31 protein-coding genes are annotated in these 25,472 nt (G+C 65.7%); 21 read left to right on the plus strand and 10 right to left on the minus strand.

The window, feature by feature from the left end; all coding sequences use genetic code 11:
* The first annotated feature begins 35 nt into the window (after nucleotides 1-35).
* Genes NA2_RS02720 through NA2_RS02735 form a run of 4 tightly spaced genes read left to right on the plus strand, consistent with a single transcriptional unit; the run spans nucleotide 36 to nucleotide 3,660 of the window.
* Entirely contained in the window at nucleotides 36-809 is a 774-nt protein-coding gene (locus NA2_RS02720) for a (Fe-S)-binding protein (protein ID WP_008593902.1), read from the plus strand.
* Nucleotides 809-2,248: a LutB/LldF family L-lactate oxidation iron-sulfur protein gene (locus tag NA2_RS02725; RefSeq protein WP_008593903.1), complete on the plus strand. Its 1,440-nt coding sequence runs from the start codon at nucleotides 809-811 to the stop codon at nucleotides 2,246-2,248. Before NA2_RS02720 ends, NA2_RS02725 begins: the two co-directional genes overlap by 1 nt.
* Entirely contained in the window at nucleotides 2,245-2,916 is a 672-nt protein-coding gene (locus NA2_RS02730) for a LutC/YkgG family protein (protein ID WP_008593905.1), read from the plus strand. The genes NA2_RS02725 and NA2_RS02730 overlap by 4 nt, the downstream gene beginning before the upstream one ends.
* A gap of 3 nt (nucleotides 2,917-2,919) precedes the next feature.
* On the plus strand, nucleotides 2,920-3,660 hold the full coding sequence (locus NA2_RS02735; protein ID WP_008593907.1) for a metallophosphoesterase family protein: 741 nt from the start codon (nucleotides 2,920-2,922) through the stop codon (nucleotides 3,658-3,660).
* A gap of 8 nt (nucleotides 3,661-3,668) precedes the next feature.
* Here NA2_RS02735 and NA2_RS21740 read toward each other — a convergent pair whose 3' ends face one another.
* Nucleotides 3,669-3,809, minus strand: coding sequence for a hypothetical protein (locus NA2_RS21740; protein WP_086005949.1), 141 nt, complete (start codon nucleotides 3,807-3,809; stop codon nucleotides 3,669-3,671).
* 150 nt (nucleotides 3,810-3,959) lie between these two features.
* Here NA2_RS21740 and NA2_RS02740 point away from each other — a divergent pair, with 150 nt between their 5' ends.
* A complete protein-coding gene (locus tag NA2_RS02740; RefSeq protein WP_008593909.1) occupies nucleotides 3,960-4,586 on the plus strand; it encodes a hypothetical protein in 627 nt (208 codons plus the stop codon).
* Between the two features lie 10 nt (nucleotides 4,587-4,596).
* On the opposite strand, the gene NA2_RS02745 is transcribed toward NA2_RS02740, so the two are convergent.
* The gene (locus NA2_RS02745) at nucleotides 4,597-5,853 is read right to left on the minus strand and encodes an Hsp70 family protein (protein WP_008593910.1); all 1,257 of its coding nucleotides are present in this window, start codon (nucleotides 5,851-5,853) and stop codon (nucleotides 4,597-4,599) included.
* Between the two features lie 238 nt (nucleotides 5,854-6,091).
* On the opposite strand from NA2_RS02745, the gene NA2_RS02750 reads away from it, so the two are divergent.
* The 6 genes from NA2_RS02750 to yidC all read left to right on the plus strand — a co-directional run bounded on the left by NA2_RS02750 (nucleotide 6,092) and on the right by yidC (nucleotide 11,899).
* Nucleotides 6,092-6,829, plus strand: a complete 738-nt coding sequence (locus tag NA2_RS02750) for a 16S rRNA (uracil(1498)-N(3))-methyltransferase (RefSeq protein ID WP_008593912.1) — start codon at nucleotides 6,092-6,094, stop codon at nucleotides 6,827-6,829.
* Nucleotides 6,830-6,958: 129 nt separating this feature from the next.
* Nucleotides 6,959-8,332 carry a glutamate--cysteine ligase gene (locus NA2_RS02755; protein ID WP_008593913.1) on the plus strand — a complete coding sequence of 458 codons (1,374 nt, stop codon included), beginning with the start codon at nucleotides 6,959-6,961 and terminating at the stop codon, nucleotides 8,330-8,332.
* A 113-nt stretch (nucleotides 8,333-8,445) separates the two neighbouring features.
* Nucleotides 8,446-9,351 carry a DUF937 domain-containing protein gene (locus NA2_RS02760; RefSeq protein ID WP_008593914.1) on the plus strand — a complete coding sequence of 302 codons (906 nt, stop codon included), beginning with the start codon at nucleotides 8,446-8,448 and terminating at the stop codon, nucleotides 9,349-9,351.
* A gap of 216 nt (nucleotides 9,352-9,567) precedes the next feature.
* The gene (gene rpmH, locus NA2_RS02765) at nucleotides 9,568-9,702 is read left to right on the plus strand and encodes a 50S ribosomal protein L34 (protein ID WP_008593916.1); all 135 of its coding nucleotides are present in this window, start codon (nucleotides 9,568-9,570) and stop codon (nucleotides 9,700-9,702) included.
* A gap of 23 nt (nucleotides 9,703-9,725) precedes the next feature.
* Entirely contained in the window at nucleotides 9,726-10,091 is a 366-nt protein-coding gene (gene rnpA, locus NA2_RS02770; protein WP_008593917.1) for a ribonuclease P protein component, read from the plus strand.
* Between the two features lie 8 nt (nucleotides 10,092-10,099).
* Nucleotides 10,100-11,899 (plus strand): membrane protein insertase YidC, encoded by a 1,800-nt coding sequence (gene yidC, locus NA2_RS02775; protein ID WP_008593918.1) that lies wholly within the window; start codon nucleotides 10,100-10,102, stop codon nucleotides 11,897-11,899.
* A 43-nt stretch (nucleotides 11,900-11,942) separates the two neighbouring features.
* Here yidC and NA2_RS02780 read toward each other — a convergent pair whose 3' ends face one another.
* Complete coding sequence (locus NA2_RS02780) at nucleotides 11,943-12,581, minus strand: TetR/AcrR family transcriptional regulator (protein WP_008593920.1); 639 nt, start codon at nucleotides 12,579-12,581, stop codon at nucleotides 11,943-11,945.
* Between the two features lie 107 nt (nucleotides 12,582-12,688).
* Here NA2_RS02780 and NA2_RS02785 point away from each other — a divergent pair, with 107 nt between their 5' ends.
* The 4 genes from NA2_RS02785 (at nucleotide 12,689) to yihA (ending at nucleotide 15,705) form a co-directional block, all read left to right on the plus strand.
* Nucleotides 12,689-13,570, plus strand: coding sequence for an NAD-dependent epimerase/dehydratase family protein (locus NA2_RS02785; RefSeq protein WP_008593923.1), 882 nt, complete (start codon nucleotides 12,689-12,691; stop codon nucleotides 13,568-13,570).
* A gap of 35 nt (nucleotides 13,571-13,605) precedes the next feature.
* Entirely contained in the window at nucleotides 13,606-14,094 is a 489-nt protein-coding gene (locus NA2_RS02790; protein WP_008593926.1) for an anthrone oxygenase family protein, read from the plus strand.
* A 200-nt stretch (nucleotides 14,095-14,294) separates the two neighbouring features.
* Entirely contained in the window at nucleotides 14,295-14,933 is a 639-nt protein-coding gene (locus NA2_RS02795; protein WP_008593928.1) for a CatB-related O-acetyltransferase, read from the plus strand.
* A gap of 166 nt (nucleotides 14,934-15,099) precedes the next feature.
* Complete coding sequence (yihA, locus tag NA2_RS02800) at nucleotides 15,100-15,705, plus strand: ribosome biogenesis GTP-binding protein YihA/YsxC (RefSeq protein ID WP_420798689.1); 606 nt, start codon at nucleotides 15,100-15,102, stop codon at nucleotides 15,703-15,705.
* A gap of 23 nt (nucleotides 15,706-15,728) precedes the next feature.
* Here the strand turns inward: yihA and msrB are convergent, their stop codons facing one another.
* From msrB to NA2_RS02820, 4 genes are all read right to left on the minus strand, one after another.
* Nucleotides 15,729-16,238, minus strand: coding sequence for a peptide-methionine (R)-S-oxide reductase MsrB (gene msrB / locus NA2_RS02805; protein ID WP_008593932.1), 510 nt, complete (start codon nucleotides 16,236-16,238; stop codon nucleotides 15,729-15,731).
* 191 nt (nucleotides 16,239-16,429) lie between these two features.
* Nucleotides 16,430-16,984: a fasciclin domain-containing protein gene (locus NA2_RS02810; protein WP_008593935.1), complete on the minus strand. Its 555-nt coding sequence runs from the start codon at nucleotides 16,982-16,984 to the stop codon at nucleotides 16,430-16,432.
* A 130-nt stretch (nucleotides 16,985-17,114) separates the two neighbouring features.
* Nucleotides 17,115-17,852 carry an anti-sigma factor gene (locus tag NA2_RS02815; protein ID WP_008593937.1) on the minus strand — a complete coding sequence of 246 codons (738 nt, stop codon included), beginning with the start codon at nucleotides 17,850-17,852 and terminating at the stop codon, nucleotides 17,115-17,117.
* On the minus strand, nucleotides 17,849-18,388 hold the full coding sequence (locus NA2_RS02820; protein ID WP_008593940.1) for a sigma-70 family RNA polymerase sigma factor: 540 nt from the start codon (nucleotides 18,386-18,388) through the stop codon (nucleotides 17,849-17,851). Before NA2_RS02820 ends, NA2_RS02815 begins: the two co-directional genes overlap by 4 nt.
* Nucleotides 18,389-18,619: 231 nt before the next feature.
* On the opposite strand from NA2_RS02820, the gene argB reads away from it, so the two are divergent.
* The 5 genes from argB to NA2_RS02850 all read left to right on the plus strand — a co-directional run bounded on the left by argB (nucleotide 18,620) and on the right by NA2_RS02850 (nucleotide 22,140).
* Nucleotides 18,620-19,513, plus strand: a complete 894-nt coding sequence (gene argB / locus NA2_RS02830; RefSeq protein WP_008593942.1) for an acetylglutamate kinase — start codon at nucleotides 18,620-18,622, stop codon at nucleotides 19,511-19,513.
* A 134-nt stretch (nucleotides 19,514-19,647) separates the two neighbouring features.
* Entirely contained in the window at nucleotides 19,648-20,034 is a 387-nt protein-coding gene (locus NA2_RS21865) for a hypothetical protein (protein ID WP_040676493.1), read from the plus strand.
* Nucleotides 20,024-20,383: a helix-turn-helix transcriptional regulator gene (locus NA2_RS02840; protein ID WP_008593947.1), complete on the plus strand. Its 360-nt coding sequence runs from the start codon at nucleotides 20,024-20,026 to the stop codon at nucleotides 20,381-20,383. Before NA2_RS21865 ends, NA2_RS02840 begins: the two co-directional genes overlap by 11 nt.
* Before the next feature lie 12 nt (nucleotides 20,384-20,395).
* Nucleotides 20,396-20,707 carry a hypothetical protein gene (locus tag NA2_RS02845; RefSeq protein WP_008593950.1) on the plus strand — a complete coding sequence of 104 codons (312 nt, stop codon included), beginning with the start codon at nucleotides 20,396-20,398 and terminating at the stop codon, nucleotides 20,705-20,707.
* Nucleotides 20,708-20,937: 230 nt separating this feature from the next.
* On the plus strand, nucleotides 20,938-22,140 hold the full coding sequence (locus tag NA2_RS02850) for an OsmC family protein (RefSeq protein ID WP_008593952.1): 1,203 nt from the start codon (nucleotides 20,938-20,940) through the stop codon (nucleotides 22,138-22,140).
* Nucleotides 22,141-22,218: 78 nt separating this feature from the next.
* Here NA2_RS02850 and NA2_RS02855 read toward each other — a convergent pair whose 3' ends face one another.
* Both NA2_RS02855 and NA2_RS02860 read right to left on the minus strand, forming a co-directional pair.
* Nucleotides 22,219-23,004, minus strand: coding sequence for a hypothetical protein (locus tag NA2_RS02855; RefSeq protein ID WP_008593954.1), 786 nt, complete (start codon nucleotides 23,002-23,004; stop codon nucleotides 22,219-22,221).
* Complete coding sequence (locus tag NA2_RS02860; protein WP_008593956.1) at nucleotides 22,985-23,815, minus strand: hypothetical protein; 831 nt, start codon at nucleotides 23,813-23,815, stop codon at nucleotides 22,985-22,987. Before NA2_RS02860 ends, NA2_RS02855 begins: the two co-directional genes overlap by 20 nt.
* 214 nt (nucleotides 23,816-24,029) lie before the next feature.
* Here NA2_RS02860 and NA2_RS02865 point away from each other — a divergent pair, with 214 nt between their 5' ends.
* Nucleotides 24,030-24,365, plus strand: coding sequence for a hypothetical protein (locus tag NA2_RS02865; RefSeq protein ID WP_157188111.1), 336 nt, complete (start codon nucleotides 24,030-24,032; stop codon nucleotides 24,363-24,365).
* A 129-nt stretch (nucleotides 24,366-24,494) separates the two neighbouring features.
* Here NA2_RS02865 and NA2_RS02870 read toward each other — a convergent pair whose 3' ends face one another.
* Nucleotides 24,495-25,400, minus strand: coding sequence for a DMT family transporter (locus NA2_RS02870; RefSeq protein ID WP_008593961.1), 906 nt, complete (start codon nucleotides 25,398-25,400; stop codon nucleotides 24,495-24,497).
* Nucleotides 25,401-25,472 lie beyond the last annotated feature (72 nt).

The raw sequence follows: 25,472 nt of genomic DNA on the forward strand, positions 1-25,472 counted from the left end.
CGGCGCGCGCCCAACAGCCAGTGAGAGATGACCTTTTGAAAGAAGACACCAGGAAAACACCCCGCGTCGGCCTTTTCGTTACCTGTCTCGTGGACCTGTTCCGGCCGACGGTCGGTTTTGCCGCCGTCAAGCTGATGGAGGAGGCGGGTTGCACGGTCGAGGTGCCGATGGCGCAGACCTGCTGCGGCCAGCCGGCCTACAATTCCGGCGACCGCGAGGATGCCGCGGCGATCGCGCGACAGACCATCGAGGCCTTCGAGGGCTTCGACTACGTGGTCGCGCCGTCCGGGTCCTGCGCCGGCATGCTGAAGAAGCACTACCCGACGCTGCTCAAGGGCACCGCATGGGAAAGCCGCGCGGATGCCTTCTCGGGCCGGGTGCACGAATTGGTGAGCTTCCTGGTCGACGTGCTCGGCGTCACGGCGGTGCCCGCGGCCCACAGGGGCAGTGTCACCTATCATGATTCCTGCTCGGGCCTGCGCGAGCTGAACGTCCAGAAACAGCCGCGCAAGCTGCTTGCCACGGTCGAGGGGCTGGACCTGAAGGAGATGGCGAACCCGGATGTGTGCTGCGGCTTCGGCGGCACTTTCTGCGTGAAATATCCCGACATCTCGAACAAGATCGTCGAGGAGAAGACGGCCTCCATCGCGGCGGCCGGCGCCGAGACGCTGCTTGCCGGCGATCTCGGTTGCCTGATGAACATGGCCGGCAAGCTGCACCGCCAGGGAAGCCGCATCAAGGTGCGCCATGTGGCCGAGGTCCTGGCCGGGATGGATGACACGCCGGCCATCGGCGGGGGAGGACGCTGATGGAAGTCACTTCCCCGCAGTTCAAGCAGAAATCGCGCAAGGCGCTCGCCGACGAGCAATTGCAGCGCGCCATGGGCAAGGCCAAGTCCGGCTTCATCGGCAAGCGCAAGAAGGCCGTCGAGGCACTGCCGGAGTTCGAGGCCCTGCGCTCCTCGGCCCGCGCCATCAAGGACCATACGCTGGCGCATCTCGATCTCTATCTGGAAGCCTATGAACGCCAGGTGGTCGCCTCGGGCGGCCGGGTTCACTGGGCGGAAACCGCCGAGGATGCCCGCCGGGCGGTGCTCGACATTTGTCGCAGCGTCGGCGCACGCACGGTGACCAAGGGCAAGTCGATGATCACGGAGGAGATCGCCCTCAACGATTTCCTCGAGAAGGAGGGCGTGCGTCCGGTCGAAACCGATCTCGGCGAATACATCATCCAGCTGCGCGGCGAGCATCCAAGCCACATCATCGGGCCGGCGCTGCACCTGAACAAGGAGCAGGTGGAGGAGGATTTCCGCCGCGTTCACACGGAGTTGCCGCAGGCACGCGACCTGTCGCAGCCCGAATCCCTGCTCGGTGAGGCCCGGCAGATCCTGCGGCCGCAGTATTTCCAGGCGGATGTCGGCATCACCGGCGCGAATTTCCTGATCGCCGAGACGGGCACCTCGATCATCGTCACCAACGAGGGCAATGGCGACCTGACGCAGACGCTGCCGCGCGTTCACGTCGTGGTCGCCTCGATCGAGAAGGTCGTGCCGACCCTGGAGGATGCGAGCCAGATCCTTCGGGTGCTCGCCCGCTCGGCCACCGGCCAGGACATGAGCGTCTACACGACGTTTTCGACCGGGCCGCGCCGGCCGGGCGACCCGGACGGTCCGGAGGAATACCACGTCGTTCTGCTCGACAACGGGCGTTCCTCGATGCTCGGCACCGAGTTTCACGAGATGCTGCGTTGCATCCGCTGCGGCGCCTGCATGAACCATTGCCCCGTCTATCATGCGGTCGGCGGCCACGCCTATGGCTGGGTCTATCCCGGCCCGATGGGGGCGGTGCTGACGCCCTCGCTGGTCGGCGTCGAGAGATCGGGGCACCTGCCCAACGCCTCGACCTTCTGCGGCCGCTGCGAATCCGTCTGCCCGATGCAGATACCCCTGCCGCGCATGATGCGGCATTGGCGCGAGCGCGAGTTCGAGCGTGGGCTGAACCCGGCGACGCAGCGCTTCGGCCTCGGCCTGTGGGCCTTCTTCGCCCGCCGTCCAAAACTCTACCGTCTCGCCACGTCGCTGACGATCCCGGCCCTGTCGGGCCTCGGCGGACGGCGCGGCTGGTTCCGTTCGCTGCCGCTGGCCGGCGGCTGGACCCGGCACCGAGACCTCCCGGCGCCCGAGGCGCGCACCTTCATGCAGCAATGGCGCGACCGCGATACGCGCAAACAGGATGGAGGCGCGGCATGAGCGGGCGCGAAGCGATTCTCGGCAAGCTCAGGAACGCCGTCGGCGGCGCGTCCGATCCGGCCCGTCAGGAGGCGGTCGAAAAACGCCTCGCCAGGCCGGCGCGTGGGCTGATCCCGGCGCGTGGCCAGCTGGAAGGTGAGGCGCGCGTCGCGCTCTTCTGCCAGATGGCCGAAGCCGTCACCGCGACGGTCGCCCGCGTCGGCAAGGCCACGGATGTGCCCGGCGCCGTGACGCACTATCTGCGCTCGCGCAACCTGGCGCCGCGCGTGCGCATGGGCGCCGACCGCCGGCTGAAGGGAATGGACTGGGCGAGCCAGAAATCGCTGGAGGTGACGCACGGTCCGGCAACGCCGCAGGACGAGGTCGGCGTTAGCCATGCCTTCGCCGGCGTCGCCGAAACAGGAACCGTGGCGCTGGTGTCCGGCAAGGACAATCCGACCACGGTCAACTTCGTCCCGGAGAACCACATCATCATCGTCGACGCGAAGGACATCGCCGGCGATCTGGAGAGCGTCATTTCCCGGCTGCGGCGCAAATACGGTCGGGGCGAGATGCCGCGCGTCCTCAATCTCGTCACCGGTCCCTCGCGCTCGGGCGATATCGAGCAGACCATGCTGCTCGGCGCGCACGGGCCGCGCGCGCTGCACCTCATCGTGGTCGACGGGTGAGGCATGGGCGCCGGGGTCTCTTACAGCGAGGCTTCGACGCCCGAGGGCATGCGCCTCTACGCCATCGGCGACGTGCATGGCGCGCACGCGCTGATGGCGGCGCTGCATGCGCGCATCATGGAGGAGATCCTGCATGACAGGCCGGACGACTGGCGCATCGTCTATCTGGGCGACTACGTGGATCGCGGGCCAGCGTCGCGCGGCGTTCTCGAACAGCTTGTTCGCCTGACCGAAAGCGATCCGCGCGTCGTCGCGCTTGCCGGCAACCATGACATCGGCTTCCTCGATTTCCTCGAAAATCCCAGCCCCTTCGGCCTCTTCGCCATGAACGGCGGCTTCGAGACGGCGCTGTCCTACGGGGTCGAGATCGACTTCACCTCCGAAGCCGCGACGCGGCGCGGACATGGCGAGCTGGTCGCGCGCATGCCGCAGCGCCACAAGGCGTTTCTCGCCGCGCTGCCGTTTTCCGCCGGCTTCGGCGATTTCTTCTTCTGTCACGCGGGCATAAGGCCGGGAGTTCCCCTCGAGGCGCAGAGTCCCGACGATCTGACCTGGATCCGGCGCACCTTTCTCGCCCATGACGGCCTGCACCCGAAGCTGGTGGTGCACGGGCACACGCCGGTGGACGCGCCTGAAATCCGGGCGAACCGGGTCAATCTCGACACGGGCGCATGGCGCACCGGACGCCTGACGGCGCTCAGGATGGAGGGGCGTGAAAAGAGACTGATCGAGGTTTCAGCCTGACGGGCGGGTCACCGCGCGGCGGCGGTTATCCCATAGCCGTCGACCGGATGATGGCTGCCGGCGGCGCCGGCGGAAAGCAGGCGGGCGCCGACAAATGTGAATGCGGACACCATGATCAGAAACAAAAAGGTAGCGCGTGCAACGGTCATCCGGCTGCATTCCCCAAACTTGTATAAATCGGCACGCGGGTCCCCACCTGCGCGACAGCGCTATAAGCACAATCAGCGTAGGATTGAAACAGATTATCGGCCAGTAACCCCGCTTCTTTGTAACTGTTGCCGAAATGTCGGAGAATTGCCGTGCCGCTGCAGAACCGTGTCGATCCTTTCGGTGAAATCCACGCCGTGCAGGCCCGCGGCCTGTTCACCGGCAATCGCGGCGTGATCCACGATCCCGCGACGAAAACACTCCTGAAGCGCCGCTGGACGACCAGGGCCTGGATCGTCTGCGTCTGCGCCTTCAAGGGGCGCAGGCGCGCCGTCATGGGCCGCAATGCGCCGTCGGGCGGGGCTGGCTGGACGGAGCTTTTCTTCCTCGACGAAGTGACCGCGCTGGCGGCCGGTCATCGCCCCTGCTTCTATTGCCGGCGCGCGGCGGCGCGCGATTTCATGGACCGCTTCGCCACGGCTGCCGGCCTGCGCGCGCCTAAGGTGGCCGATCTGGACGGCCGGCTGCACGCCGAACGCCGCGCCACAGGCGCCCAGGGACGGAGCATTTCGGGCGAAGCCGCCCGTTCTCTGCCGGACGGCGCGATGGTGGCCCAGGACGACGCCGCCTATGCGATCCGCGACGGCAAGGCACTCGCCTGGCGTTTCGATGGTTATGAAGCGGCGAGCCTGCCGGCAGCGGTGACGGTTCTGACGCCTCGGACGACGCTCAACGTGCTTGCAGCGGGCTACCGGCCGGTCTGGCACGAGAGCGCCTGAACACCAGCCCTCAGGCGAATTTCCGCCGTGCGTCGAGCGCCAGCCCGGTGCCGACGCTGCCCAGCCGGTCGCCGTCGACGATCCGGGCATTGGGCAGCAGGGCGGCGATGTTCTTCTGCAGTGCGGGGATTGAGCTTGAGCCGCCGGTGAAGAAGATCGTGTCGATTGCCCCGGCGCCGACGCCGGCCGTCGCGAGAAGGCCGGACACCGCACCGGTGACGCGCTGCAACGCCTCCCGCACCACGTCGTTGAACGCATCGCGCGTCACGGTGACGTTCATCCCGCCGATGAAGTGGGCCAGCAGGATTTCGGCCTCCTCGGCGTTGGTCAGCTCGATCTTCGTTCGTTCGACGGCCAGCGCCAGCGAATGGCCGCGCCGCTCCTCGACGATCTGGATCAGCCGGTCGACGAGGTCGCGCCGCGCCGCCTCGTAGCGGATCTGCCGCAGCTCGTTCATCACCTCGCGCGTGTAGAGCGCGTTGATGCGATGCCAGGTCGCCAGATCGTTGAAATGCCGGTTCGGCAGAAGCCGCTTTCCGTCGCTGGTGGAAGATCCCATCCCCAGATGCGGCATGACCTCAGCGATGCTCAGAAGACGGTCGAAATCCGTGCCGCCGATATGCACGCCGCCATTCGCCAGGATGTCGTCCTGCCGGTCGGTCTTGCGGGCACGCTCGGGCGAGACGCGGACGATGGAGAAGTCAGACGTGCCGCCGCCGATATCGGCGATCAGGACCAGTTCCTCGCCCGCCGTGCTCTGTTCGTAGTCGAGCGCGGCGGCGATCGGCTCGAACTGGAAGTCCACATGGCGAAAACCTTGACTGCGGGCGATCTGCTCGAGCATCGCCTGCGCCGCCATGTCGGCCTCGTCGTTCTCGTCGACGAAGCGGACCGGCCTGCCGAACACCGCCCGGTCCGCCGTGCCGCCTGCCTGCGCCTCGAGCTGCCGGCGCAGATGGCCGATGAACTCGCCGAGAATGTCGGCGAAGGTCATGAAGCGGGCGCGGATGCGTGTCTTCTCGTGCATCAGGGACGAGCCGAGAATGCTCTTCAGCGAGCGCATCAGCCGCCCTTCCTCGCCCTCCACATAGGCGTCGATGGCCGAGCGCCCGAACTGCACGCCGTCATCGGCGAAGCTGAAGAACAGGGCACTCGGCAGCGTCACCCGGTCACCCTCCAGCGGCAGCAGGCGCGCATGCCGGGCGTCGCTGACGCCGACCGTGGAGTTGGATGTCCCGAAGTCGATTCCGCAAAACACATCGTTCATGGGGCAGTCCGATCCGCGATAGGCCGGCCATGCATCGCGCGCAAACGGCGCGCGGTTCCCCTTTCGGGACCCCGATGCATCCGGCCAGATGATTGAAACGAGCCGGTGCCTATAAGCGGCTGCGGCACGGGGAACAAGGCCGGACAGGGCAGTTTTCCGAAAAACCTGCCGCTCCGGCCATGAAGCCGACCACGGATGCCCACTTGACGCGCCTCCGGCAATCCACCATCAGGTCGCCATGCGCGCAAACTACAAGCTGCAACGCCTGTTCATCGATGCCCCGCTCGCCGCCGATGCGATGGTGGAGACGAGCCGCGAGCAGGCGCATTACCTGACGCATGTGCTGCGCATGCGCGAAGGCGCCGAAGTACTGCTGTTCAACGGCCGCGACGGCGAATGGTACGCCGAGCTGGCCGAGGCGGGACGGAAGTCCGTACGGTTGCGCGTCACCCGACAGGCGCGGCCGCAGACGCCCGTGCCCGATCTTCTCTATTGCTTCGCACCCCTGAAGAAGGGCCGTCTCGACTATCTGGTCCAGAAGGCGGTGGAGATGGGCGCCGGCTGCCTGCAGCCGGTCATCACGCAGCACACCCAGGTGGCGAAGGCCGCGACGGCCCGGCTGGAGGCGAATGTCATGGAAGCCGCCGAGCAGTGCGGCATTCTCGCGATCCCCGCCGTCCGCGAGCCGGTCAGGCTCGACAGCCTGCTGGAAGGATGGGAGCCGGACCGCCGGCTGATCTTCTGCGACGAGGACGCGGCGACCAACAACCCGATGCAGGCGCTTTCCGGCATCAAGGAGCGCAAGATCGGCCTGCTGGTTGGCCCCGAAGGCGGCTTTTCGGATGCCGAACGGGCGCAGCTCAGGGCGCGGCCTTTCGTCACCGCCATACCGCTCGGCCCCCGTATCCTGCGCGCCGACACGGCGGCGGTGGCCGCACTTGCGGTCATTCAGGCGACCGTGGGCGACTGGGGCTGAGGCGGGCGTCCGGGCCCGGTGGGAAGCGCGGGTCAAGAGAAGTTGACGCTACCATCAGCAGTTTTTACTTGAAGGACATTGTCAGCATGGTCCATCAGTCGCTGGCATAGAATGGCAGGAGACACGCCCATGGCCCGTGACACCACCGACAATAGGCCGATCGAGCGGGTCGAAGACCTCGTTGCCGACATCGCCAAGGGATGCAAGCCCAGGGAAAAATGGCGGATCGGCACCGAGCACGAGAAATTTCCCTTCTATGTCGATGGCAACCGGCCGGTGCCCTATGAGGGCGATCGCGGCATCCGGGCGCTTCTCGAGGGGATGCAGCGTACTCTGGGCTGGGACCCGATTGACGACGCCGGCAACATTATCGGTCTGGTCGAGCCGACGGGGCAGGGCGCCATCTCGCTGGAGCCGGGCGGTCAGTTCGAACTGTCCGGCGCGCCCCTGGAGACGCTTCACCAGACCTGCCGGGAAGGCAATGCCCATCTGGCCCAGTTGCGCGAGATCGCCGAACCGCTCGGCATCCGCTTCGTCGGCCTCGGCGGCAGCCCCAAATGGACGCTGGCTGAAACGCCGAAAATGCCGAAATCCCGCTACCAGATCATGACGAACTACATGCCCAAGGTGGGCAGCCAGGGCCTCGACATGATGTATCGCACCTGCACGATCCAGGTGAATCTCGATTTCTCCTCGGAGACGGACATGCGTCGCAAGATGCAGGTAGCGCAGCGCCTGCAGCCGCTGTCGACGGCGCTGTTCGCCAACTCGCCCTTTACCGAGGGCCGCCTCAACGGCTTCCAGTCCTGGCGCGGCGAGATCTGGCGCGACACGGACAACCAGCGCGCCGGCCAGCTTCCCTTCGTCTTCTCGCCCCGCTTCGGCTTCGCCGACTATGTGGAATGGGCGCTCGACGTGCCGATGTATTTCGTCATCCGCGACGGGCGCTATCACGACTGCACGCATGTGACTTTCCGCCATTTCATGGCCGGCGCGCTGAAGGACGAGGTCTCCGACGGCTGGCCGACCATCGGCGACTGGTCGAACCATCTGTCGACGCTGTTCCCCGATGTCCGGCTGAAGCGCTTCCTGGAAATGCGCGGCGCCGATGGCGGCCCCTGGCGGCGCATCTGCGCGCTGCCGGCCTTCTGGGTCGGGCTGCTCTATGACGACGCGGCGCTCGATGCGGCGGAGGAACTCACCGGCGACTGGACCTTTGAGGAAGTGGTCGCCATGCGTGACGCGGTGCCGCGCAGCGGGCTTTCGACGCGCTTCCGCAACCATCAGCTGCGCGAGACGGCGCGCGAGGTGCTGGCCATTTCGCGCCTCGGCCTGACCAACCGCCGGCGGCTCAATCGGGAGGGGTATGACGAGGCGAGTTTCCTCAGCCCGCTGGACGAGGTCGTCGCGCGCGGGACCACCAGTGCGGAAGAGCTGGCCAACGCCTTCAACACGCGTTGGGGCGGTTCGATCGAACCCGTGTTCCTCGAACAGGCCTATTGAGGCGAGGCGACCGCACCGGCGGGCTTCGCCGTTCCACTGTTCCCCAAATTACTCTATCGTCTGCCGGCGGCGCCTGACGCCTGTGTCTGCAATTGCCTCAGGAGGAGAAACCGATGCTTCCCTTGTTCGAAATGCTCAACAATGCCGGGCAGGGCCAGGGCATGGAGCAACTGGCCAGACAGTTCGGCCTTTCGCAGAAGCAGACGCAGGAGGCCATGGAGGCGCTGCTGCCGGCGTTCAGCCAGGGCCTGAAGCGCAATGCCTCCGATCCCTATGGCACCGGCAACTTCCTGGGCGCGCTCGCCTCGGGGCAGCACGCCGACTATTTCGAGAACGCCGCGAAGGCCTTTTCTCCGGAAGGCATGGCCGAAGGCAACGGCATTCTCGGCCATCTGTTCGGCTCGAAGGAGGTCAGCCGCGCCGTTGCCGACCATGCCGCGCAGGCGACGGGCATCGGCCAGGACGTGCTGAAACAGATGCTGCCGGTCCTGGCGTCGATGATCATGGGCGGGCTGTTCAAGCAGTCGACCGGACAGATGCAGGCGGCGCAGCAGGCGCAGGCCGGCGGGGGTGGCGTCCTGGGCGACCTGATGGAGCAGATGATGCGCCAGATGGGCGGCCAGGGCATGCCGCAGGGCCGCGCCCCGACGCGCCGGGCACCCACCGGCATGAACCCGTCGGACAATCCGCTCGGACAGATCCTCGAGGGCATGTTCGGCGGCGGGGCGGCGCAGCAGCGGCAGGCTCCCGGCAGGCAGGCCGACAATCCTCTGGGGCAGATCTTCGACGAGTTCCTGCGCAACGCGCAGGGTGGGCAGCGGCAGAGCGAGCCGCGCCGTGCGCCCGAGCAGCCTTCCCGTCCTGAGACGCGCGTCAATCCGAGCGGCCGCGAGCGCAACCCCTATGACGACCTGTTCGGCCAGATGTTCGAGACCGGCCGCAAGTCGCGCGACGACTACGAGCGCGGCGTCGAGAACATTTTCGAGCAGTTCCGCCAGGGGCTGGAACGCCACCGCTGAGACCCCGCAAGGGACCCCGCAGGCGGCGGGGCGCGACAAACCGCGCCTTGCCGCCTCGTTGATTGACTTTTTCCATCCCCCTCCCTATAAGCCCGGCCACGCTTGGGTCTTGTGTCCGGCGGCGCAAAACTGTGCCTCCGACGGGACCCGCGAAACCAAGCTCCTGTGCAAATGCAGCAGTATGAAGAAGGGCCGCACTCCGCGGTATTAAAATAAATGAAGCGCACCTATCAGCCCTCGAAGATCGTCCGCAAGCGCCGGCACGGCTTCCGCGCCCGCATGGCCACCACCGGCGGCCGTCGCGTCATCGCGGCTCGCCGCAACCGTGGCCGCAAGCGGCTGTCCGCCTAAGCCTTGCAGGCAAGGCCGGAAATATGGTGGACCGGCCAGTCGCACACCCTCCGGCGCGTCTCAGGAAGCGCGCCGATTTTCTGGCTGTCCGCCGCGGTGAAAAACGGCGTGGACGGCTTTTCCTGCTTGAAGTTCTGGATCGCGGCGACAACGACGCGCCGCGGCTCGGCATTACGGTCACCAAGAAGGTCGGCAATGCGGTCGTGCGAAACCGCATCCGCCGACGGTTGAAAGAAGCCTGCCGCACCCATGCAGCCCATGACATGGCGGACGGCAGGGACTATGTGATTGTGGCGCGGCGCGCGATACTCGATGCGCCGTTCGCCTCCCTGCAGGACGAGCTTTCCCGCCGCATCGGCGAGGCCGGTCGCGGGCGTGAAAGGGACTAAGGACCTTGATGGACAACAACCGGAATTTTCTCATCACGATCGCGCTCTCTGTGCTGATCCTGACCGTTTGGCAGGTCTTCTACATGAACCCGCGCATCGAGGCGCAGCGCGAGGCCGCGCGGATCGAGGCCGAACAGGCCGCCGAGACGACGCCGGGGACCGGCACTCCGGGTGGTGAGAGCATCGGCATTCCGACGCCGGGTGCAGGCGCCGGCTCCGCCGCGCAGACCCCGCCCGATCGCGCGACCACGCTGGCCGCCGCCGAGCGCGTCAAGATCGAGACGCCGCGCCTTTCCGGCTCCATCAACCTGATGGGCGCGCGCCTCGACGATCTTCTGCTCAAGGATTACCGGGTCACGGTGAAGAAGGATTCGCCCAACATCCAGCTTCTGAACCCGTCCGGCCAGCCCGACGGCTATTATGCCGAGATCGGTTACGTGACCGACGCGGCCAATGGCGCGGTGCCCGGCCCCGAGACGGTGTGGACGCTGGCGGAAGGCGACGTGCTGAGCCCGACGAGCCCGGTCACGCTGACCTACACCAACGACAAGGGCCTGACCTTCACCCGCCGGATCGCCGTCGATGGCAACTACATGTTCACCTTCACCGACACGGTGCAGAACGCCAGCGGCGCTCCGGTCGCCCTGCGCAATTACGGCCGCACCACCCGCATCGGCACGCCGGAAACCTCCGGCATCTACATCCTCCATGAGGGCCTGATCGGCGTGACCGGCGAGGAGGGGCTCCAGGAACTGTCCTACTCGACGGTCGAGGAAGACAAGCGCATCACGCCCGGCAAGTCGTCCGATGGCTGGCTCGGCATTACCGACAAGTACTGGGCGGTGACGCTGGTGCCGCAGGCGGGTCGCGAGTTTCAGCCGCGCTTCTCCTATTCCGCCGACAACACGGCGCGCTACCAGGCCGATTACCTGACGGACGAGATCACCGTTGCGGACGGCGCCACCGCCGGCACGGAGACCATGGTCTTCGCCGGCGCCAAGGAAGTGGGCATCGTCGATGCCTACGAGACGGACCGCGGCGTCCGCCAGTTCGAGCTGCTGATCGACTGGGGCTGGTTCTACTTCATCACCAAGCCGATGTTCCATCTGATCGACTGGCTCTTCAAGCTGCTCGGCAATTTCGGCCTGGCCATTCTGGCCACCACGGTCGTCGTCAAGCTCATCTTCTTCCCGCTCGCCAACAAGTCGTACAAGTCGATGGCGAACATGAAGAAGGTGCAGCCTGCCATGATGGAAATCCGCGAGAAGTTCGCGGACGACAAGATGAAGCAGCAGCAGGCGATGATGGAGCTGTACAAGAAGGAGAAGATCAATCCGATCGCCGGCTGCTGGCCGGTGCTGATCCAGATTCCGGTCTTCTTCGCGCTGTACAAGGTGCTCTACGTCACCATCGAAATGCGCCACGCGCCGTTCTTCGGCTGGATCCAGGATCTGTCGGCGCCCGATCCGACCTCGATCTTCAACCTGTTCGGCCTGCTTCCCTACGACGTGCCGGCCTTCCTGATGATCGGCGTCTGGCCGCTGATCATGGGCATCACCATGTTCCTGCAGATGCGCATGAACCCGACGCCGCCGGATCCAACCCAGGCGATGATCTTCACCTGGATGCCCGTAGTCTTCACCTTCATGCTGGCGACCTTCCCGGCCGGTCTGGTCATCTACTGGGCGTGGAACAACTTCCTGTCGATCCTCCAGCAGGGCGTGATCATGAAGCGCCAGGGCGCCAAGATCGAGCTGTGGGACAATCTCGCGGGACTGTTCAAGAAGAAGCCGAAGCCGGCGGAATAGCCGCGGCGGGTGATTTTGGAGCGGGCGCCATCGGCGCCCGTTTTCATTTGCGAGCGTCCGGGCCGCCGAGTTCCCTGGTCGCGATCCTGATATACTCGTCGACGATCGCCCGTCCTTCCGCCGCTTCAAGCTGTATGGCCAGCCGCATCGTCGCCTCGCCGAGATGGAAGATGAGGAACGCGGAGCGCTCCGCCGCGTCGCGATCGCGCCCGGGCATGGCGCGCAGCATGGCCTTTGCCAGAGCCCGGCCGTTTTCCCGCGCATCCTCGAGGTCGAGCGCACAGAGCGCCTTGTCGGCCTGCATGCCCGACCAGACGTCGCGCATCACCGGCTCCTCCAGGAACATCCCGTAATACTCGTCCACCAGGGCGGCGAAGGCCGCCTGCAGGTCTTCCGGCGTACGCACCTTGTCCAGCGCATCACCGATGCAGTGGCGTCCGAGCGCGTAGTAGTGCTCGGCGAGCGTTCGGATGATCGCCGCCTTGTCGGGAAAGTACTGGTAGAGCGAACCGATCGAGATATCGGCGCGCTGGGCGACCTCGCTCATCTTCATCGCCTCGCTGCCGCTCTCCGCGATGATGTCGCGCGCCACGTCGAGAATGCGTTCGACGCGTTCACGCGCACGCTTCTGCAGGGGTTGCTTGCGGGCCGCCGGCAGGTCTGGAACGCCGATCTCGCTCATGTCGCGCCTTTTTATGAGGGTTTCTCACTTTTTGATTGACTCCAATAATATGAGCTTTTATCACTTTTGCAAATATGAGTGATGCTCACATTAATAGGAGGCAAGACATGTCGAACACCGGTTCCCGCAATCCAATCCTTCCCGACGCTGACAGCCCCGTTCTGGTCACCGGCGGCACGGGCAAGACCGGCCGCCGCATTGCCGAGCGTCTGACCGCCGCCGGACGGAACGTCCGCGTCGTCTCGCGCAACACGCCGGTTCCTTTCGACTGGGAGAACCGCGCCACGTGGGATGCGGCGCTTGAAGGCATCGGAGCGGTCTATCTCTGCTATTTTCCCGACCTGGCCGTTCCCGGCGCGGCTGAAACAGTTGCTGCGTTTGCCCGTCATGCGGTCGGGAAGGGTATCCGGCGACAGGTGCTTCTGTCGGCCAGGGGAGAACGGGGCGCGGAGCATGCCGAGGCGCTGTTCAAGGCGAGCGGCGCGGCGTGGACGATCCTGCGGGCCGACTGGTTCAACCAGAATTTCAGCGAAGCCTTCTTCCTCGACGGCGTCCTTGCCGGCGAGGTGGCGCTTCCTGTCGGCGACGTGCGCGAGCCCTTCATCGACGCCGACGACATCGCCGATGTCGCCTTCGCGACCCTGGCCGAAGAGGGGCATGTGGGCAAACTCTACGAACTGACGGGCCCGCGCCTGATGAGCTTTCAAGAGATGGTCACGGAGATCGGAAGGGCCACCGGCCGCGACATCCGGTTCAGCCGCGTGCCTGCCGAGGAATACGTCGCCGGCCTGCATGCCCAGGGCATTCCGCAGGATTTCATAGACCTGCTCCACGAGCTCTTCACCGAAGTGCTCGACGGGCGCAACGAGAGCCTGACGGACGACGTTCAGCGGGTGCTGGGGCGGCCGCCACGCGATTTTTCCGCCTATGTGGCAGCGACGGCGGCGACCGGGGTCTGGGACGAGTCGAAAACGTCCGTCGAAGCTTGAGAATCAGCTATCCACAAACCAACGGAGACGATGTCATGTCCGATCGCATCTTCCTTGTCCTGACCTTGCTGGCTACACTGAGCGCCGGGCTTATGGCCGGGTTTTTCTTCACCTTTTCCAACTCGGTAATGCAGGCGCTGGCGCGCGTGCCCGTGTCGGCCGGCATCCAGACCATGCAGGCGCTCAACGTCACGGTGCTGAACCCGCTTTTCTTCGCCGGCTTCTTCGGCACGGCGCTGCTCGGCATCCTGCTGGGCGTGATGGCGGTGCTGAACTGGACGGTGCCGGGAAGCGCCTATCTGGTCGCCGGCGGCGCCCTGTACATGGTCGGCGTCTTCCTGGTGACCGTGATCTTCAACGTGCCCATGAACGAGGCCCTGGGCACGGTCGACCCGGCCAGCGTGCAGGGCGCCGAGATGTGGCGCGACTATCTCTCGCGCTGGGTCGCCTGGAACCATGTGCGCACGCTCGCCTCTTTCGCGACGTTCGCAGCCTTCGCGATGGCCCTGATAAAGCGGGCGTGAAAAACGCCATCCGCCGGCCGGTTCTTGCCCCCGGCGGAATTTCGTCTATAAAGGCGCTCCCCGATCAGGAGACCGCATACATGATCCGATAAGAGGGACCGCGCATTCAGCACGCCGCCGGGGACAGGTCCGCCCCAGCATTCCGACAAGTCGGACGCGGCCGTGTCACGCTCCCTTATCGACGATCATGGAGGTCCCTCATGCACGGGCCCAATCCCTCGACGCCCTATCCCATGGCGGGGTTTCCCCGCACCGTGTTCCTGAAGAACTTCATCACCCGCCCGAACATCGAGGTGGGCGCCTACTCCTATTACGACGATCCGGGCGGCGCGGAACGGTTCGAGGACGAGAACGTCCTCTACCACTACGAGTTTCACGGCGACCGGCTGATCATCAAGAACTTCGTCGCCATCGCGCATCGCGCCACCTTCATCATGAATGGCGCCAACCATCTGATGTCCGGCTTTTCCACCTACCCCTTCAACATCTTCGGCAATGGCTGGGAGAAGGATTTCGACGCTTCCGCCTATCTGGCGGCGAGCCGTGGCGACACGGTGATCGGCAATGATGTCTGGATCGGCCGCGAGGCGCGCATCATGCCGGGCGTGACCATTGGCGACGGTGCGGTGGTCGGCGCCCATGCGGTGGTTGCCGGCGATGTGCCGCCCTTCGCCATCGTGGCCGGAAACCCGGCGCGCATCGTGCGCCGGCGCTTCGACGACGCGACGGTGGCGAACCTGCTCGACATCGCCTGGTGGTACTGGCCGGCGGAGAAGATCACCCGCAATCTCCCGGCCATTCGCGGCGCCGACCTGTCGGCGCTGCGCAGCGCCGAATGAGCGTGCGCGGGGCCGCGAGCATGTTTCGGCTGTTGACAAACGTCGCCGCAGTCTTGATGCCGTGCAGGACGAGACTGGAGAGATCGGCGTGACAACGACAGGACAGGATGCCGCTGCTGGCGGCGCGAAACTCGACCGGACGGTTTTCTCCCGGCCGTGGACGTTCATCCGCGGCGCGCCCGCCATGAAGTTCCTGCCGCCGGAGGGACCGCCGGAAGTGGCCTTTGCCGGCCGCTCGAATGTCGGCAAATCATCTCTGATCAACGCGCTCCTGTCGCGGCGCGGGCTGGCCCGCACGTCCAACACGCCGGGCCGCACGCAGGAACTGAACTTCTTCGTGCCGGAGGGCTATTCCGGCACCGATGGCGACCTGCCGCCGATGGCGTTGATCGACATGCCGGGCTACGGCTTCGCCAAGGCGCCGAAGGAGCAGGTGGACGCCTGGACGAAGCTGGTCTTCGACTATCTGCGCGGCCGCGTGACGCTGAAGCGCGTCTTCCTGCTGATCGACGCGCGCCACGGCATCAAGAAGAACGACGAGGAGGTGATGGACCTGCTCGACAAGGCCGCCGTGTCCTATCAGGTGGTGCTCACCAAGGCCGACAAGATCAAGCCGCCGGCGGTCCTGCGCCTGCTCGGCGAGACCGAAACCAGATTGAAGAAGCGCGCCGCCGCCTATCCGCAGATCGTCGCCACGTCCTCGGAAAAGGGCGAAGGGCTGGACGAATTGCGCGACGCCATCGCCCTTGCCGTCAACGGCGGTCGCGCCTGATCCACTTCGAGGATCGATAAGGTTCAGCTCGCTTGCGTCGCGCCCGGCTTGAAGGTCATCGCCACGCCGTTGATGCAATGGCGCTTGCCGGTCGGAGGCGGGCCGTCGTCGAAGATGTGGCCGAGATGCCCACCGCAGCGGCGGCAATGGCATTCTGTGCGCGTCATGAAGAGCGAATTGTCTTCCTTCGTGCCGATGGCATCGGGCACTGCTTCCCAGAAGCTCGGCCAACCGGTGCCGGAATCGAACTTCGTCTCCGACGAATAGACTGGCAGGTCGCAGCCGGCGCAGTGGAACAGGCCGGCGCGCTTCTCCTCGTTGAGCGGGCTGGTGAAGGCGCGCTCGGTCGCTTCCTCGCGCAGCACGGCGAACTGCTGCTCGCTCAGGATCCGGCGCCACTCGTCTTCGGTTTTGGTGATCTCGAAGGTCTCGGCCATGGCTTTCCCGCCGGGCCGGTTGCCGACGAGGAAGGCGCCGCCCGCCAGCGCGGCGAAGGCGCCCGTGGTGCAGTAGAGGAAGTTGCGGCGGTTCATGGTCTTGCTCCTTGCATGCCGGGCGGCGGTCCGCCCGATGGGACGTCAGATCGCGCTCACACTAGGGGAGGGAACCATCACCACCAAGTCAACGAGCCGTGAGCGCGCGGGGAGGTGGCAAGAGGGTTTGGGGGCGGCGGTGCGCCGCCCCCAATGGCCTTCACGGCCTCAGAGCCCCCGGCTGAAGCCGATCAGGCCTTCGGCAGAAGCACGGTGTCGATCACGTGGATGACGCCGTTCGACTGGTCGACATCGGCGATGGTGACGGTCGCCACATTGCCGTTCTCGTCGGTCAGCGTGATGTTGTCGCCGTCCATCTTGGCCGACAGCATGCAGCCGCCGACTGTCTTGACCGGGTGGTCGCCGCCGTCATCAGCGATCATCTTGCCGATCGCGTCCGACATGGCATCCACCGCCACCACGTGGCAGGTCAGCACCTTGGTCAGCTGATCCTTGTTTTCCGGCTTGAGCAGCGTGTCGACCGTGCCGGCCGGCAGCTTCTCGAAAGCGGCGTTGGTCGGAGCAAACACCGTGAACGGACCTTCGCCCGACAGCGTCTCGACCAGGCCGGCAGCCTTCACCGCGGCGACCAGCGTCGTGTGGTCCTTCGAGTTGACGGCGTTCTCGACGATGTTCTTGTCGGCATACATGGCTGCGCCGCCGACCATCGGGTTCTCGGCCATCGCCGAACCGGCGAAGGCGAGGGCGACGGAACCGGCGAGAAGCGAGAGAGTGATCTTGCGCATGTTTAAACTCCTTGGTTCGTTTCATGGCCGCCTTGATGGCCGGCCTGATTGGGAACGGGTGGAGTTACGAGGAGAGGGCGAAAGGAGTTTCAGAAAAAATGCGGAAAAAATGAATCCGGGCGCCGACGGCTCAGATTTCCCTTAAGTCGCCAAGCGCCACAACGGGTCCCGTCGGCGCGCCGGAGGGCGAGCCGCCGAGCGGCTCCGTGGTGATGGCAAACACCGCGCCTCGTTCGATGGCCTTGCCAAGCGCTTCGCTGAGCGCGAGATGAACGCTGGAGCCCGTCGGGATGACACCCAACGAAACCGGCGGAGCGTCGCCTTCGATGGTCCAGAGCTCGAAATCGCGGCCCGCCGGCCGATCGCCTGCCACATGCGACAGCGCCACGTCACGCTTGGCGCCGTCATAGATGACGAGATAGCGGACATCCGTATCGTCATGGGCGAGCGATGCGATCAAGCGCTGCGCGCCGCCCTGTTCCTGGCCGGGCTGCTGGAACAAGGGCAGGGACGTATAGGTAAGCCCAGCATAGACCGCCAGCGCCAGCAGTGCGGCCACCGCCAGGCCGCGCCACAGGGCAAGGCTCGACCAGAGGCCGGGACGGGACGCGGCAGGCGCGGAGGCAGCGAACAGACGCCGGTCGATCGCCTGTTTCAGTGCCGCCGGCGGCTCGACCGGCTGATAGGCTTCCGCCATTGGCGCCAGTCTGCTCTCCCAGGCATCGACCAGGCGTGCGAAATCGGGTTCCGTCGCGATGCGCTGCGCGACGGAGGCGCGCTCGTCGGCGGGCAGAACGCCGAGAACATACTCGGCGGCGACCATGTCGTCGTCGCGCCTTTCCGGTCCGTTGTGTTCCGCCGTCGTCATCGTTCCAGGCATTCCCTGAGGCTGATCAGGCTGCGCCGCAGCCAGGTTCGCATCGTGTTGAGCGGCACGCCGAAACGCGCCGCGAGCTCGGCGTAGCTGTCGCCGTTAAGATAAGCGCCGCGCACCGCCTTTGCACGGTCCGTCTCCAGTTCCTCCAGGCAGGCGTCGATCCGCCGCCGCTCGCCGCCCGCGACCGCCATCGTCTCGGGATCGGGCGCCGGGTCGGCGATGTCGGTCGCCTCGTCCAGTTCCCGCGCTGGCTTCTTGCGCGCCCTGAGCCGGTCGATGGCGTGATTGCGCGCGACCGCCACCAGCCAGGAGATGGGGCTGAGCTCGGACGCTGCGAAGCGGTCCGCCCTGGTCCAAAGCTTGACGTAGACTTCCTGCAACGCCTCTTCCGCCTCCGCCCTGTCCTGCAAGATACGCAGGCAGACGCCGAAGAGTTTCGCGCTGGTGTGCCGGTAAAGCAGATCGAAGGCCGCGCGCTCCTTGAGCGCGGTGCGGAAGATCAGCCTTGTTATCTCATCCGGCGTCATGGTCTGGACACTAGGCGTTGTGCTCTTTCTTGGAAAGGTGGCGAATGCCGCCGGCGGGATCGAGGGGACGTTCATGTTGCAGTTCGCCGCTCACATAGAGCGCTCGGGGATTCCGGCAAGCCGGGTCATGCATTTTCCGTGTCGATTTTCAAGCCGGTTCCGCAGACAGGTCATTTCGCTTCCCGGGAAAATGCTCTATGAAACCGCGGTTTTGTCTCTGGGGAGAACGCAATGACGAATACTGCGGAAACGGCGGAAGCCCAGGCGCGCTTTCTCTCGGCGGCGCTGCCCTACATGCAGCGCTACGAGAACAAGACCATCGTCGTCAAATATGGCGGCCACGCCATGGGCGACGCGGCGCTGGGGCAGGCCTTCGCCCGCGACATCGCGCTGCTCAAGCAGTCGGGCGTCAGCCCCATCGTCGTGCATGGAGGCGGGCCGCAGATCGCCGCCATGCTGAAGAAGATGGGCATCGAATCGAAATTCGAAGGCGGCCTGCGCGTCACCGACCAGAGCACCGTCGAGATCGTCGAGATGGTGCTGGCCGGGTCGATCAACAAGGAAATCGTCGCGCTCATCAATGCCGAGGGCGAATGGGCGATCGGCCTTTGCGGCAAGGACGGCAACATGGTGTTCGCCGAGAAGGCCCGCAAGACCGTGACCGATCCGGATTCCAACATCGAGCGTGTGCTGGACCTCGGCTTCGTCGGCGAACCCGTCGAAGTGGACCGGACGCTGCTCGACCTGCTTGCCCATTCGGAGATGATCCCCGTCATCGCGCCGGTGGCGCCCGGACGCGACGGCCATACCTACAACATCAACGCCGACACCTTCGCCGGCGCCATCGCCGGCGCGGTGCGGGCGACGCGCCTGTTGTTCCTGACCGACGTGCCCGGCGTGCTCGACAAGGACAAGAAGCTGATCGACGAGCTGACCGTTTCCGAGGCGCGCGCGCTGATCAAGGACGGCACGATCTCCGGCGGCATGATCCCCAAGGTCGAGACCTGCATTCAGGCCATCGAGCGCGGCGTGGAGGGCGTCGTGATCCTCAACGGCAAGACGCCGCATGCGGTGCTGCTCGAGCTTTTCACCGAGCACGGCGCCGGCACGCTGATCGTTCCCTGAGGGGGAACCATGGCGGGGTCCCGGACTGTCGGGCCTGGAAGACCGGTTTGTAAGCCGACCAGATACACGCTATGATTTAACCAGCGATCAGGGGATGGAAATTTTATAAGTTATAGCTTATATTGGGGGTCGGAATGGCTGTCTGGGTCTATCGTGGAGACGATTTCGATGCCGGCCAGGAACTGTCGGCCCTGCGCGCCGCCTACACGGGCGATCCCGACAAGAGCGCAGGCATCGTCAACGGGTTCTTCGAATTGATGCGGATCCGGGATTCGGGCTTTCTGCCCTGCTATGCTTGGCATCTGGCGCCGGGCGGCGTGTTCCTGTTCCGGGACGTGAAGTTCCGCATGGTGGCGACGGTGCCCGGTGACGGACGCGCCCAAACCCAGGATGTGTCGCTGGCCCTGTCGGAGACCTTCGAGAGCCGGATGTGGACCATGCAGGACCGCGACGACTTCCTCGACAAGGCCCGCGACCGTGTGCGGCGCGGGCAGGCCGAAAGGTGGGAAGATGGGATTTGAGCAGGAACTGGAACTGATCGAGCGCGATCCGGCGCTTCGCCTGGCGCGCGCCCGCGCCAAGGCCGCGCGGCAGATCGCCGGCCTGCTGACGGGCATGCGCAAGGACGCAGGCCTCACCCAGGCAGAGGTTGCCGCGCGCATCGGTGTGACCCAGGCGCGCATCTCCCAGGTGGAGAGCGGCCTGATCGATCATGCGCCGTCCGTCGATTTCGCCTTCGTCTATGCCGCAGCCTGCGATCGAACCATCGAACTGTCCGCCGTGCCGCTCGAGGATGGCTTCGCATTTGCTGCGCAGGAGAAGATTCCCGCGCCAGCCAAGGCGGCGGCGGCGCAGAAATCGGCGTCCTGACGGAGCGCGCCGATGTCGCTGCTCGGCGAAATCCTTGTCGGCCAGTATGCTCCAGCGGTTTCGGCCGTGCTCGGCCTCGCCGGATCCGTGGCGCTTGCGATACCGACCCTCTCGTCGTCGGACTCGCGCCGCACGCTGGTGCGCCTCCAGCGCCTTCAGGTCGCCGTGAAGGATCCCGCAGCATTCAACAATCAGGCGAAGCCGCTGCTCGACCGGGCGCTTTCGGAAATCGAGAGCGAACGGCGCTGGTTTCGCCGCGGCCTCGGCCTCCTGGCGCTTTCCTTCTTCCTGCTCGTGGCGCACTCCCTGGCTTCCATCGATTAGATCACCGGCGCACCGGCGTTCGCGGGCTGGCCCGGGCGGAATGACTTGGCATCTTTTGCTGAAACCGTCGGCCGTCCTCGCCTTCGCAGCTGTGATTCCGCCTGTCCCGCCATGGGCCGGAACACCGAATATTCTCCTCACGCAGGCCCGGGCAGCGGAACCGCGTTGACAGAAACCGCACGCCGTGAAAAAGAAATGGACCATGGTCCAAAAAAATATGGAGGCGCCCTATGGCGACGGGAGTGAACGTATTGAAGGAGCGCGGCGGGCCGCTGTTCTTCAAGGTGGATGGCGGCGCAGGCAGGGTCCTCGAGCCCCCGCATCCTCGCCTCGGCACGGTGGTGCGAACGGCGGTACGGTCGCTCACGGTGATGCAGAAGGAGGCGCTGGTATCCTCATCCCGTACGGGAGAAACCTGGCGTCTCGCCTCGGACGAAGGGGTCTATCTCAACGGCTACGATTATGCGCCGGCGCCGCTCGCGTTGCTCTCGGTCGGCATGGTCTCCTCCTACATGAACGAGATCGAGGCGCTGGCGAAGGCGCGGGGCATCACCATCCGGCGGCTGCGGCTCGTCCAGGACAATTTCTACACCATGCAGGGCTCGGCACTGCGCGGCACGATGATCGGCGGCGCGAAGGATATCGGCCTGGAGACCCAGATCGATTCGGACGCCGACATGGAGACCCTGCGCGCCCTGGTCTACGACGCGGTCTCGGCCTCGCCGCTGAACGGGCTGATGCGCGGCCAGAAGGAAAGCCTGTTTACGCTGAACCACAACGGGCGGTCGATCGCCAATGCCAAGGCGCTGCCGGTCAAGGGGCCTTCGGTTCCCGACCCCCTGCCGGCCTTCGAGAGCTACGTTCCGGCGCAGGGCGACTGGTCCGGGATCATGACGCGCACCGGGGTCATGACGCCCGAGAACGACAACACCGCGACCTTTGCCGGCGGCGCGCTGACGGAGACGCAGGACCGGCTGCTTCACCTGCGGGTCTATGCCAGCCGGCGGGAAGACGGCGTCAAGGAGATCGTGCAGTATCTCTACAATCCTCACGGCACCATCTTCCGCTTCCAGAGCGACGAACAGGGCCGGGCGCCCGACGCGGAGAGCTACATCTCGGCGGGCATCGGCTTCTGCTTCATGACGCAGCTCGGCCGCTACGCGAAGATCGCCAAGAAGGATCTGCACGATTATCGCATCGTCCAGGACGCCCATTTCTCGCTCGCCGGCGCCAGCGACGGAACCGGCAAGGCGGGATCGGCCGATCCCCTCGAAACGCATTGCCATCTCTTCTCCGGAGAGGACGACGACTTCGCCCGCACCGCGCTCGACATGTCGGAGCAGACATGCTTCCTGCATGCGTTCTGCCGCACCGATCTCAAGGCGCGCGTGCGGATCAGTCCTTTCGACGAGCATTTCGTCCCGCACGCGTGACGTGCGGGATTGCGGCGCAAAGGCACTCTTGCGGCCGGGATCTGCCTCCCGGCCGCAGGTGCGGCTCCGGCGCCACGGCTATTGCGGCTTCTCCACCACCGTCATCTTGATCAGGTCGCCGATCAGGTGGATCAGTTCGGTTCCGGGCTTGGTGGCGGTGAAGCGGATGCCGCGCGCCGGCGTGAGGCCCTTGCAATATTTCGAATTGCGCCGCACCAGCCCGCCGTCGGAGAAGGTGCCGAGCATCGACGAGGGCAGGCTGTTCTGCAGATCGTCCCATTCGCGAGGCAGCTTGCCGCAATCGCCGCGTTCACCATGAATGATGCGGCTTTCGCCGACCGTCATCGTCAGTTCGGGGTCATAGCGGATCATCGGCGCATCGTCGGCGGGACCGCCCCAGGGGCGCCAGTCGGAGGCGACAAGCGCACCGGCGCCCATGCCGATCAGGAAGAGGAGCGCGCCGGCGAACATCGCCTGAAGCGTCCACAGATTGCCGGTCTGCGCCCGGCGCCCGCGGGTATCGGCGCCGCCATGGGCCGGCAGTGGCGGCGTCTCCTCCGGGGTATCCTCCTCCACCTGACGCGCCCGCTGGTACAGCGTGTTCCAGCGCGCCAGCAGTTCCGGATCCTCCGCCACGCGCAGCAGCTCGCTGAGGACGCGCATGCTGCGCTGCCGCGGGATGTGCCGGCCCGAACGCCAGTTGTTGAGGTTCCTCAGCGCCGTCTCGTACTGGTGCTGACCGCCGCCATTGGTCATGGCGCAGAACCTGCCGGCCAGCGAGGCCGTGTCCGAATATCCGGCGCGCGAGCACAACTCGTCGAACAGCTCATGCCATCGATCGATCTCATTCAGCCTCTGGTCCATCGGCCTTCCCCCTTTCCGTTTGCGGCGTTGTATTCTCCGAGCGCAGCTGCTCGACCGGCGTCACCACGAGGCGCATGTAGTCGCCGAGCAGGACCACTTCCTCGATGCCGGGCTTCACGGCTGTGAAGCGGACGGCGCGCACGACCATTTCCCGGCCGCAGTCATTGACCATCTTGGCCGCCAGCCCGCCGTCGCCGAACACGCCGAGATCCGTATCGGGGATGCGTGGCAGCACCGCCTCCCACTCCGGCGGCGGCCCGTCGCATTGGTCGTATTCGCCATGAATGAGCTTGGTTTCGCCGACGATCAGGTTCATCTGGGCGTTGTAGCCCACCACCGGCAGGCCGAGATTCTCCGGATGCCGCTCGAATGCGGTGGCGGCGATGAGGATGCCGCCGATGAAGATGCCCGCGGCAGCGGCGATCTCCCGGCGACCCGCGCCGCGCCAGCGACGTTCCCGGAGGCTCCCGTCGACCCCCTCGGCATCGGCCGGAGCGGCGCCGCGCTGCGGATAGGCCCGCTCGTGCGCGGCGGCGTAGAGCCTGTACCATACCGGCACCAGCTCGGCATCCGTGGCGATCTGCAGAAGGTCGGAAAGGATCTGGAAGTTTCGGCGCAGCGGCACCCGTTTCCCACGCCGCCAGTTGCGCAGCTTCTTCTTGGCAGCCTCGAAATCCTCCTTGCTGCCGCGGCCGGACTGACGGCACAGCTCAGACGCGAGAACGGCGTTGTCGTAGTGACCGCGCCGATTGCAGATTTCATCGAACAGAGTATGCCAGTGCCTGTGGCCGCTCCAGTCTCGCACCGTCACGCCTTATCCCCCTGACCGCCGCATCGAAGCTATCGGCGTTTTCCTGAAATCGGAATGGTTTGCTGGCCGATTTTTCCGCATTTTCCGAAGTTGACCCGATTTTTCAGTAGTCGTCGGCAGCGCTTGGACCATCTAGTTCGCGGGGGGAGCGCCATCGCCATCCAGGCAATATCGTGACGGTGCGTTCCTGCAATCACAGGATGAGGGAAGCCATATGAAGACAATTGGGATGTCGCTGGCGGGGTTTGCCGCCCTTCTCGCCACGGGCTGCACCAGCGTGGACAAGACCGTGCAGCTGGGCGTCGGCGAGACGAAGCATCTGACCGCCTATCGCGCCGACAATTGCGGCGCGCCGGCACCGAGCTATGCGAACGTGTCCGCGCGGCTGCCGAAGGCCAAGACGATCCGCTATTCCGATGGCGGGCTGCGGAGCCGCAACAGCAAGCAGTGTGGGAGGCAGGTGCCCACCCGCGCCATCAACGCCACCGGCGTTGCTGCCGGCGATGAAACGCACCGTTACCAGGACACGATCCGGATCGTCGTCAAGTAAGGGGTTCATCTGGCGGGCAGGGCGGACAACCGCAAGCGTTAGGGCCAGGGGCGCTCGCCAGAGGCCGTTTCTCCCTCCTTCGAGGGAGAAACGGCCCGCTCATTGCAGGTTTGCACTCCGCTGCGGGGTTCAGCCGATGAGCACCAGAAGCACGATCCCCGCGACGATCAGCAGGCATCCTGCCGCTTCAGCGCGGTTGATGTGCTCGCGGAAGAAGAACACGGAGGACGCGAAGGTGAAGATCATCTCGATCTGCGCCAGCGCCTTCACGACCGCCGCCTGCTGCAGTGTCATCGCGGTGAACCAGCCGAGCGAGGCCGAGGCGCCGACGAAGCCGACGAACAGCGAGGGCTTCCACGCGGCGGCGATCTTGGCGATCTGCGAGCGGTCGCTCCAGACCATCCAGGCGAGCATGACGACGGTCTGGAAGGTGATGGTGACGGCCAGCGTCGTCGCCGCCTGCATCAGGAAGTTCGGGCCGCCGAGCGACAGGGAGGCGCCCCGGTAGGCGACCGCCGCAACGCCGAACAGCGTGCCGGAGGCGAGGCCGATCAGCGCGTTGCGGCTGACGAGCGACGCAAACAGGTTGCGCCAGCTCATCGGCGTGCGGGCGACGGAGATCAGCATCACGCCGACGACGGTGATCGCGATGGCGATCAGCGCGCCGGGACCGGCCATCTCGCCCAGCAGCACCAGTCCGAAGATCGCGGCCTGCGCCGGTTCGGTTCGGGAATAGGCCGTCCCGACGGCGAAGTTCCGGAACGAAAACAGGTAGATCAGCAGGAACTGGGCGGCGATCTGCCCGAGCCCGCCCAGGACGATCCATGCCAGGAAGATGCCGTTGATCGGCGCGAACGGAAAGCCCGCGAACCAGTGCAGCCCGAGCACCAGCAGGATGGCGAACGGCATGCCGAAGCCGAACCGCACGAAGGTGGCGCCGGTCGTTCCCATCACGCCCTTCAGGTGCTTCTGCCCGACCGACCGCAGGTTCTGCAGGAAGGCGGCGGCGATGGTGATGGGGATCCACAGTTCCATGCCGGCACTTGTGCCGCCAGACGGCAGGCTTCTCAAGGGGCAAATGCGGCAATGCGGTATGCCACTCCCGGC

The sequence above is a fragment of the Nitratireductor pacificus pht-3B genome (assembly GCF_000300335.1).
GTDB lineage: Bacteria > Pseudomonadota > Alphaproteobacteria > Rhizobiales > Rhizobiaceae > Nitratireductor > Nitratireductor pacificus.

What these genes read in the sequence shown, in the direction of transcription:
- NA2_RS02730 (WP_008593905.1), top strand. Translation starts at nt 2,245, where the DNA reads ATGAGCGGGCGCGAAGCGATTCTCGGCAAGCTCAGGAACGCCGTCGGC.
- NA2_RS02750 (WP_008593912.1), top strand. Translation starts at nt 6,092, where the DNA reads ATGCGCGCAAACTACAAGCTGCAACGCCTGTTCATCGATGCCCCGCTC.
- NA2_RS21865 (WP_040676493.1), top strand. Translation starts at nt 19,648, where the DNA reads ATGGCTGTCTGGGTCTATCGTGGAGACGATTTCGATGCCGGCCAGGAA.
- argB (WP_008593942.1), top strand. Translation starts at nt 18,620, where the DNA reads ATGACGAATACTGCGGAAACGGCGGAAGCCCAGGCGCGCTTTCTCTCG.
- NA2_RS21740 (WP_086005949.1), bottom strand. Translation starts at nt 3,809, where the DNA reads ATGACCGTTGCACGCGCTACCTTTTTGTTTCTGATCATGGTGTCCGCA.
- NA2_RS02795 (WP_008593928.1), top strand. Translation starts at nt 14,295, where the DNA reads ATGCACGGGCCCAATCCCTCGACGCCCTATCCCATGGCGGGGTTTCCC.
- NA2_RS02850 (WP_008593952.1), top strand. Translation starts at nt 20,938, where the DNA reads ATGGCGACGGGAGTGAACGTATTGAAGGAGCGCGGCGGGCCGCTGTTC.
- NA2_RS02865 (WP_157188111.1), top strand. Translation starts at nt 24,030, where the DNA reads ATGAAGACAATTGGGATGTCGCTGGCGGGGTTTGCCGCCCTTCTCGCC.
- NA2_RS02785 (WP_008593923.1), top strand. Translation starts at nt 12,689, where the DNA reads ATGTCGAACACCGGTTCCCGCAATCCAATCCTTCCCGACGCTGACAGC.
- NA2_RS02760 (WP_008593914.1), top strand. Translation starts at nt 8,446, where the DNA reads ATGCTTCCCTTGTTCGAAATGCTCAACAATGCCGGGCAGGGCCAGGGC.
- NA2_RS02845 (WP_008593950.1), top strand. Translation starts at nt 20,396, where the DNA reads ATGTCGCTGCTCGGCGAAATCCTTGTCGGCCAGTATGCTCCAGCGGTT.
- NA2_RS02735 (WP_008593907.1), top strand. Translation starts at nt 2,920, where the DNA reads ATGGGCGCCGGGGTCTCTTACAGCGAGGCTTCGACGCCCGAGGGCATG.
- rnpA (WP_008593917.1), top strand. Translation starts at nt 9,726, where the DNA reads ATGGTGGACCGGCCAGTCGCACACCCTCCGGCGCGTCTCAGGAAGCGC.
- NA2_RS02790 (WP_008593926.1), top strand. Translation starts at nt 13,606, where the DNA reads ATGTCCGATCGCATCTTCCTTGTCCTGACCTTGCTGGCTACACTGAGC.
- NA2_RS02840 (WP_008593947.1), top strand. Translation starts at nt 20,024, where the DNA reads ATGGGATTTGAGCAGGAACTGGAACTGATCGAGCGCGATCCGGCGCTT.
- NA2_RS02815 (WP_008593937.1), bottom strand. Translation starts at nt 17,852, where the DNA reads ATGACGACGGCGGAACACAACGGACCGGAAAGGCGCGACGACGACATG.
- rpmH (WP_008593916.1), top strand. Translation starts at nt 9,568, where the DNA reads ATGAAGCGCACCTATCAGCCCTCGAAGATCGTCCGCAAGCGCCGGCAC.
- yidC (WP_008593918.1), top strand. Translation starts at nt 10,100, where the DNA reads ATGGACAACAACCGGAATTTTCTCATCACGATCGCGCTCTCTGTGCTG.
- msrB (WP_008593932.1), bottom strand. Translation starts at nt 16,238, where the DNA reads ATGAACCGCCGCAACTTCCTCTACTGCACCACGGGCGCCTTCGCCGCG.
- NA2_RS02810 (WP_008593935.1), bottom strand. Translation starts at nt 16,984, where the DNA reads ATGCGCAAGATCACTCTCTCGCTTCTCGCCGGTTCCGTCGCCCTCGCC.
- NA2_RS02725 (WP_008593903.1), top strand. Translation starts at nt 809, where the DNA reads ATGGAAGTCACTTCCCCGCAGTTCAAGCAGAAATCGCGCAAGGCGCTC.
- NA2_RS02820 (WP_008593940.1), bottom strand. Translation starts at nt 18,388, where the DNA reads ATGACGCCGGATGAGATAACAAGGCTGATCTTCCGCACCGCGCTCAAG.
- NA2_RS02870 (WP_008593961.1), bottom strand. Translation starts at nt 25,400, where the DNA reads ATGGAACTGTGGATCCCCATCACCATCGCCGCCGCCTTCCTGCAGAAC.
- NA2_RS02855 (WP_008593954.1), bottom strand. Translation starts at nt 23,004, where the DNA reads ATGGACCAGAGGCTGAATGAGATCGATCGATGGCATGAGCTGTTCGAC.
- NA2_RS02755 (WP_008593913.1), top strand. Translation starts at nt 6,959, where the DNA reads ATGGCCCGTGACACCACCGACAATAGGCCGATCGAGCGGGTCGAAGAC.
- NA2_RS02780 (WP_008593920.1), bottom strand. Translation starts at nt 12,581, where the DNA reads ATGAGCGAGATCGGCGTTCCAGACCTGCCGGCGGCCCGCAAGCAACCC.
- NA2_RS02745 (WP_008593910.1), bottom strand. Translation starts at nt 5,853, where the DNA reads ATGAACGATGTGTTTTGCGGAATCGACTTCGGGACATCCAACTCCACG.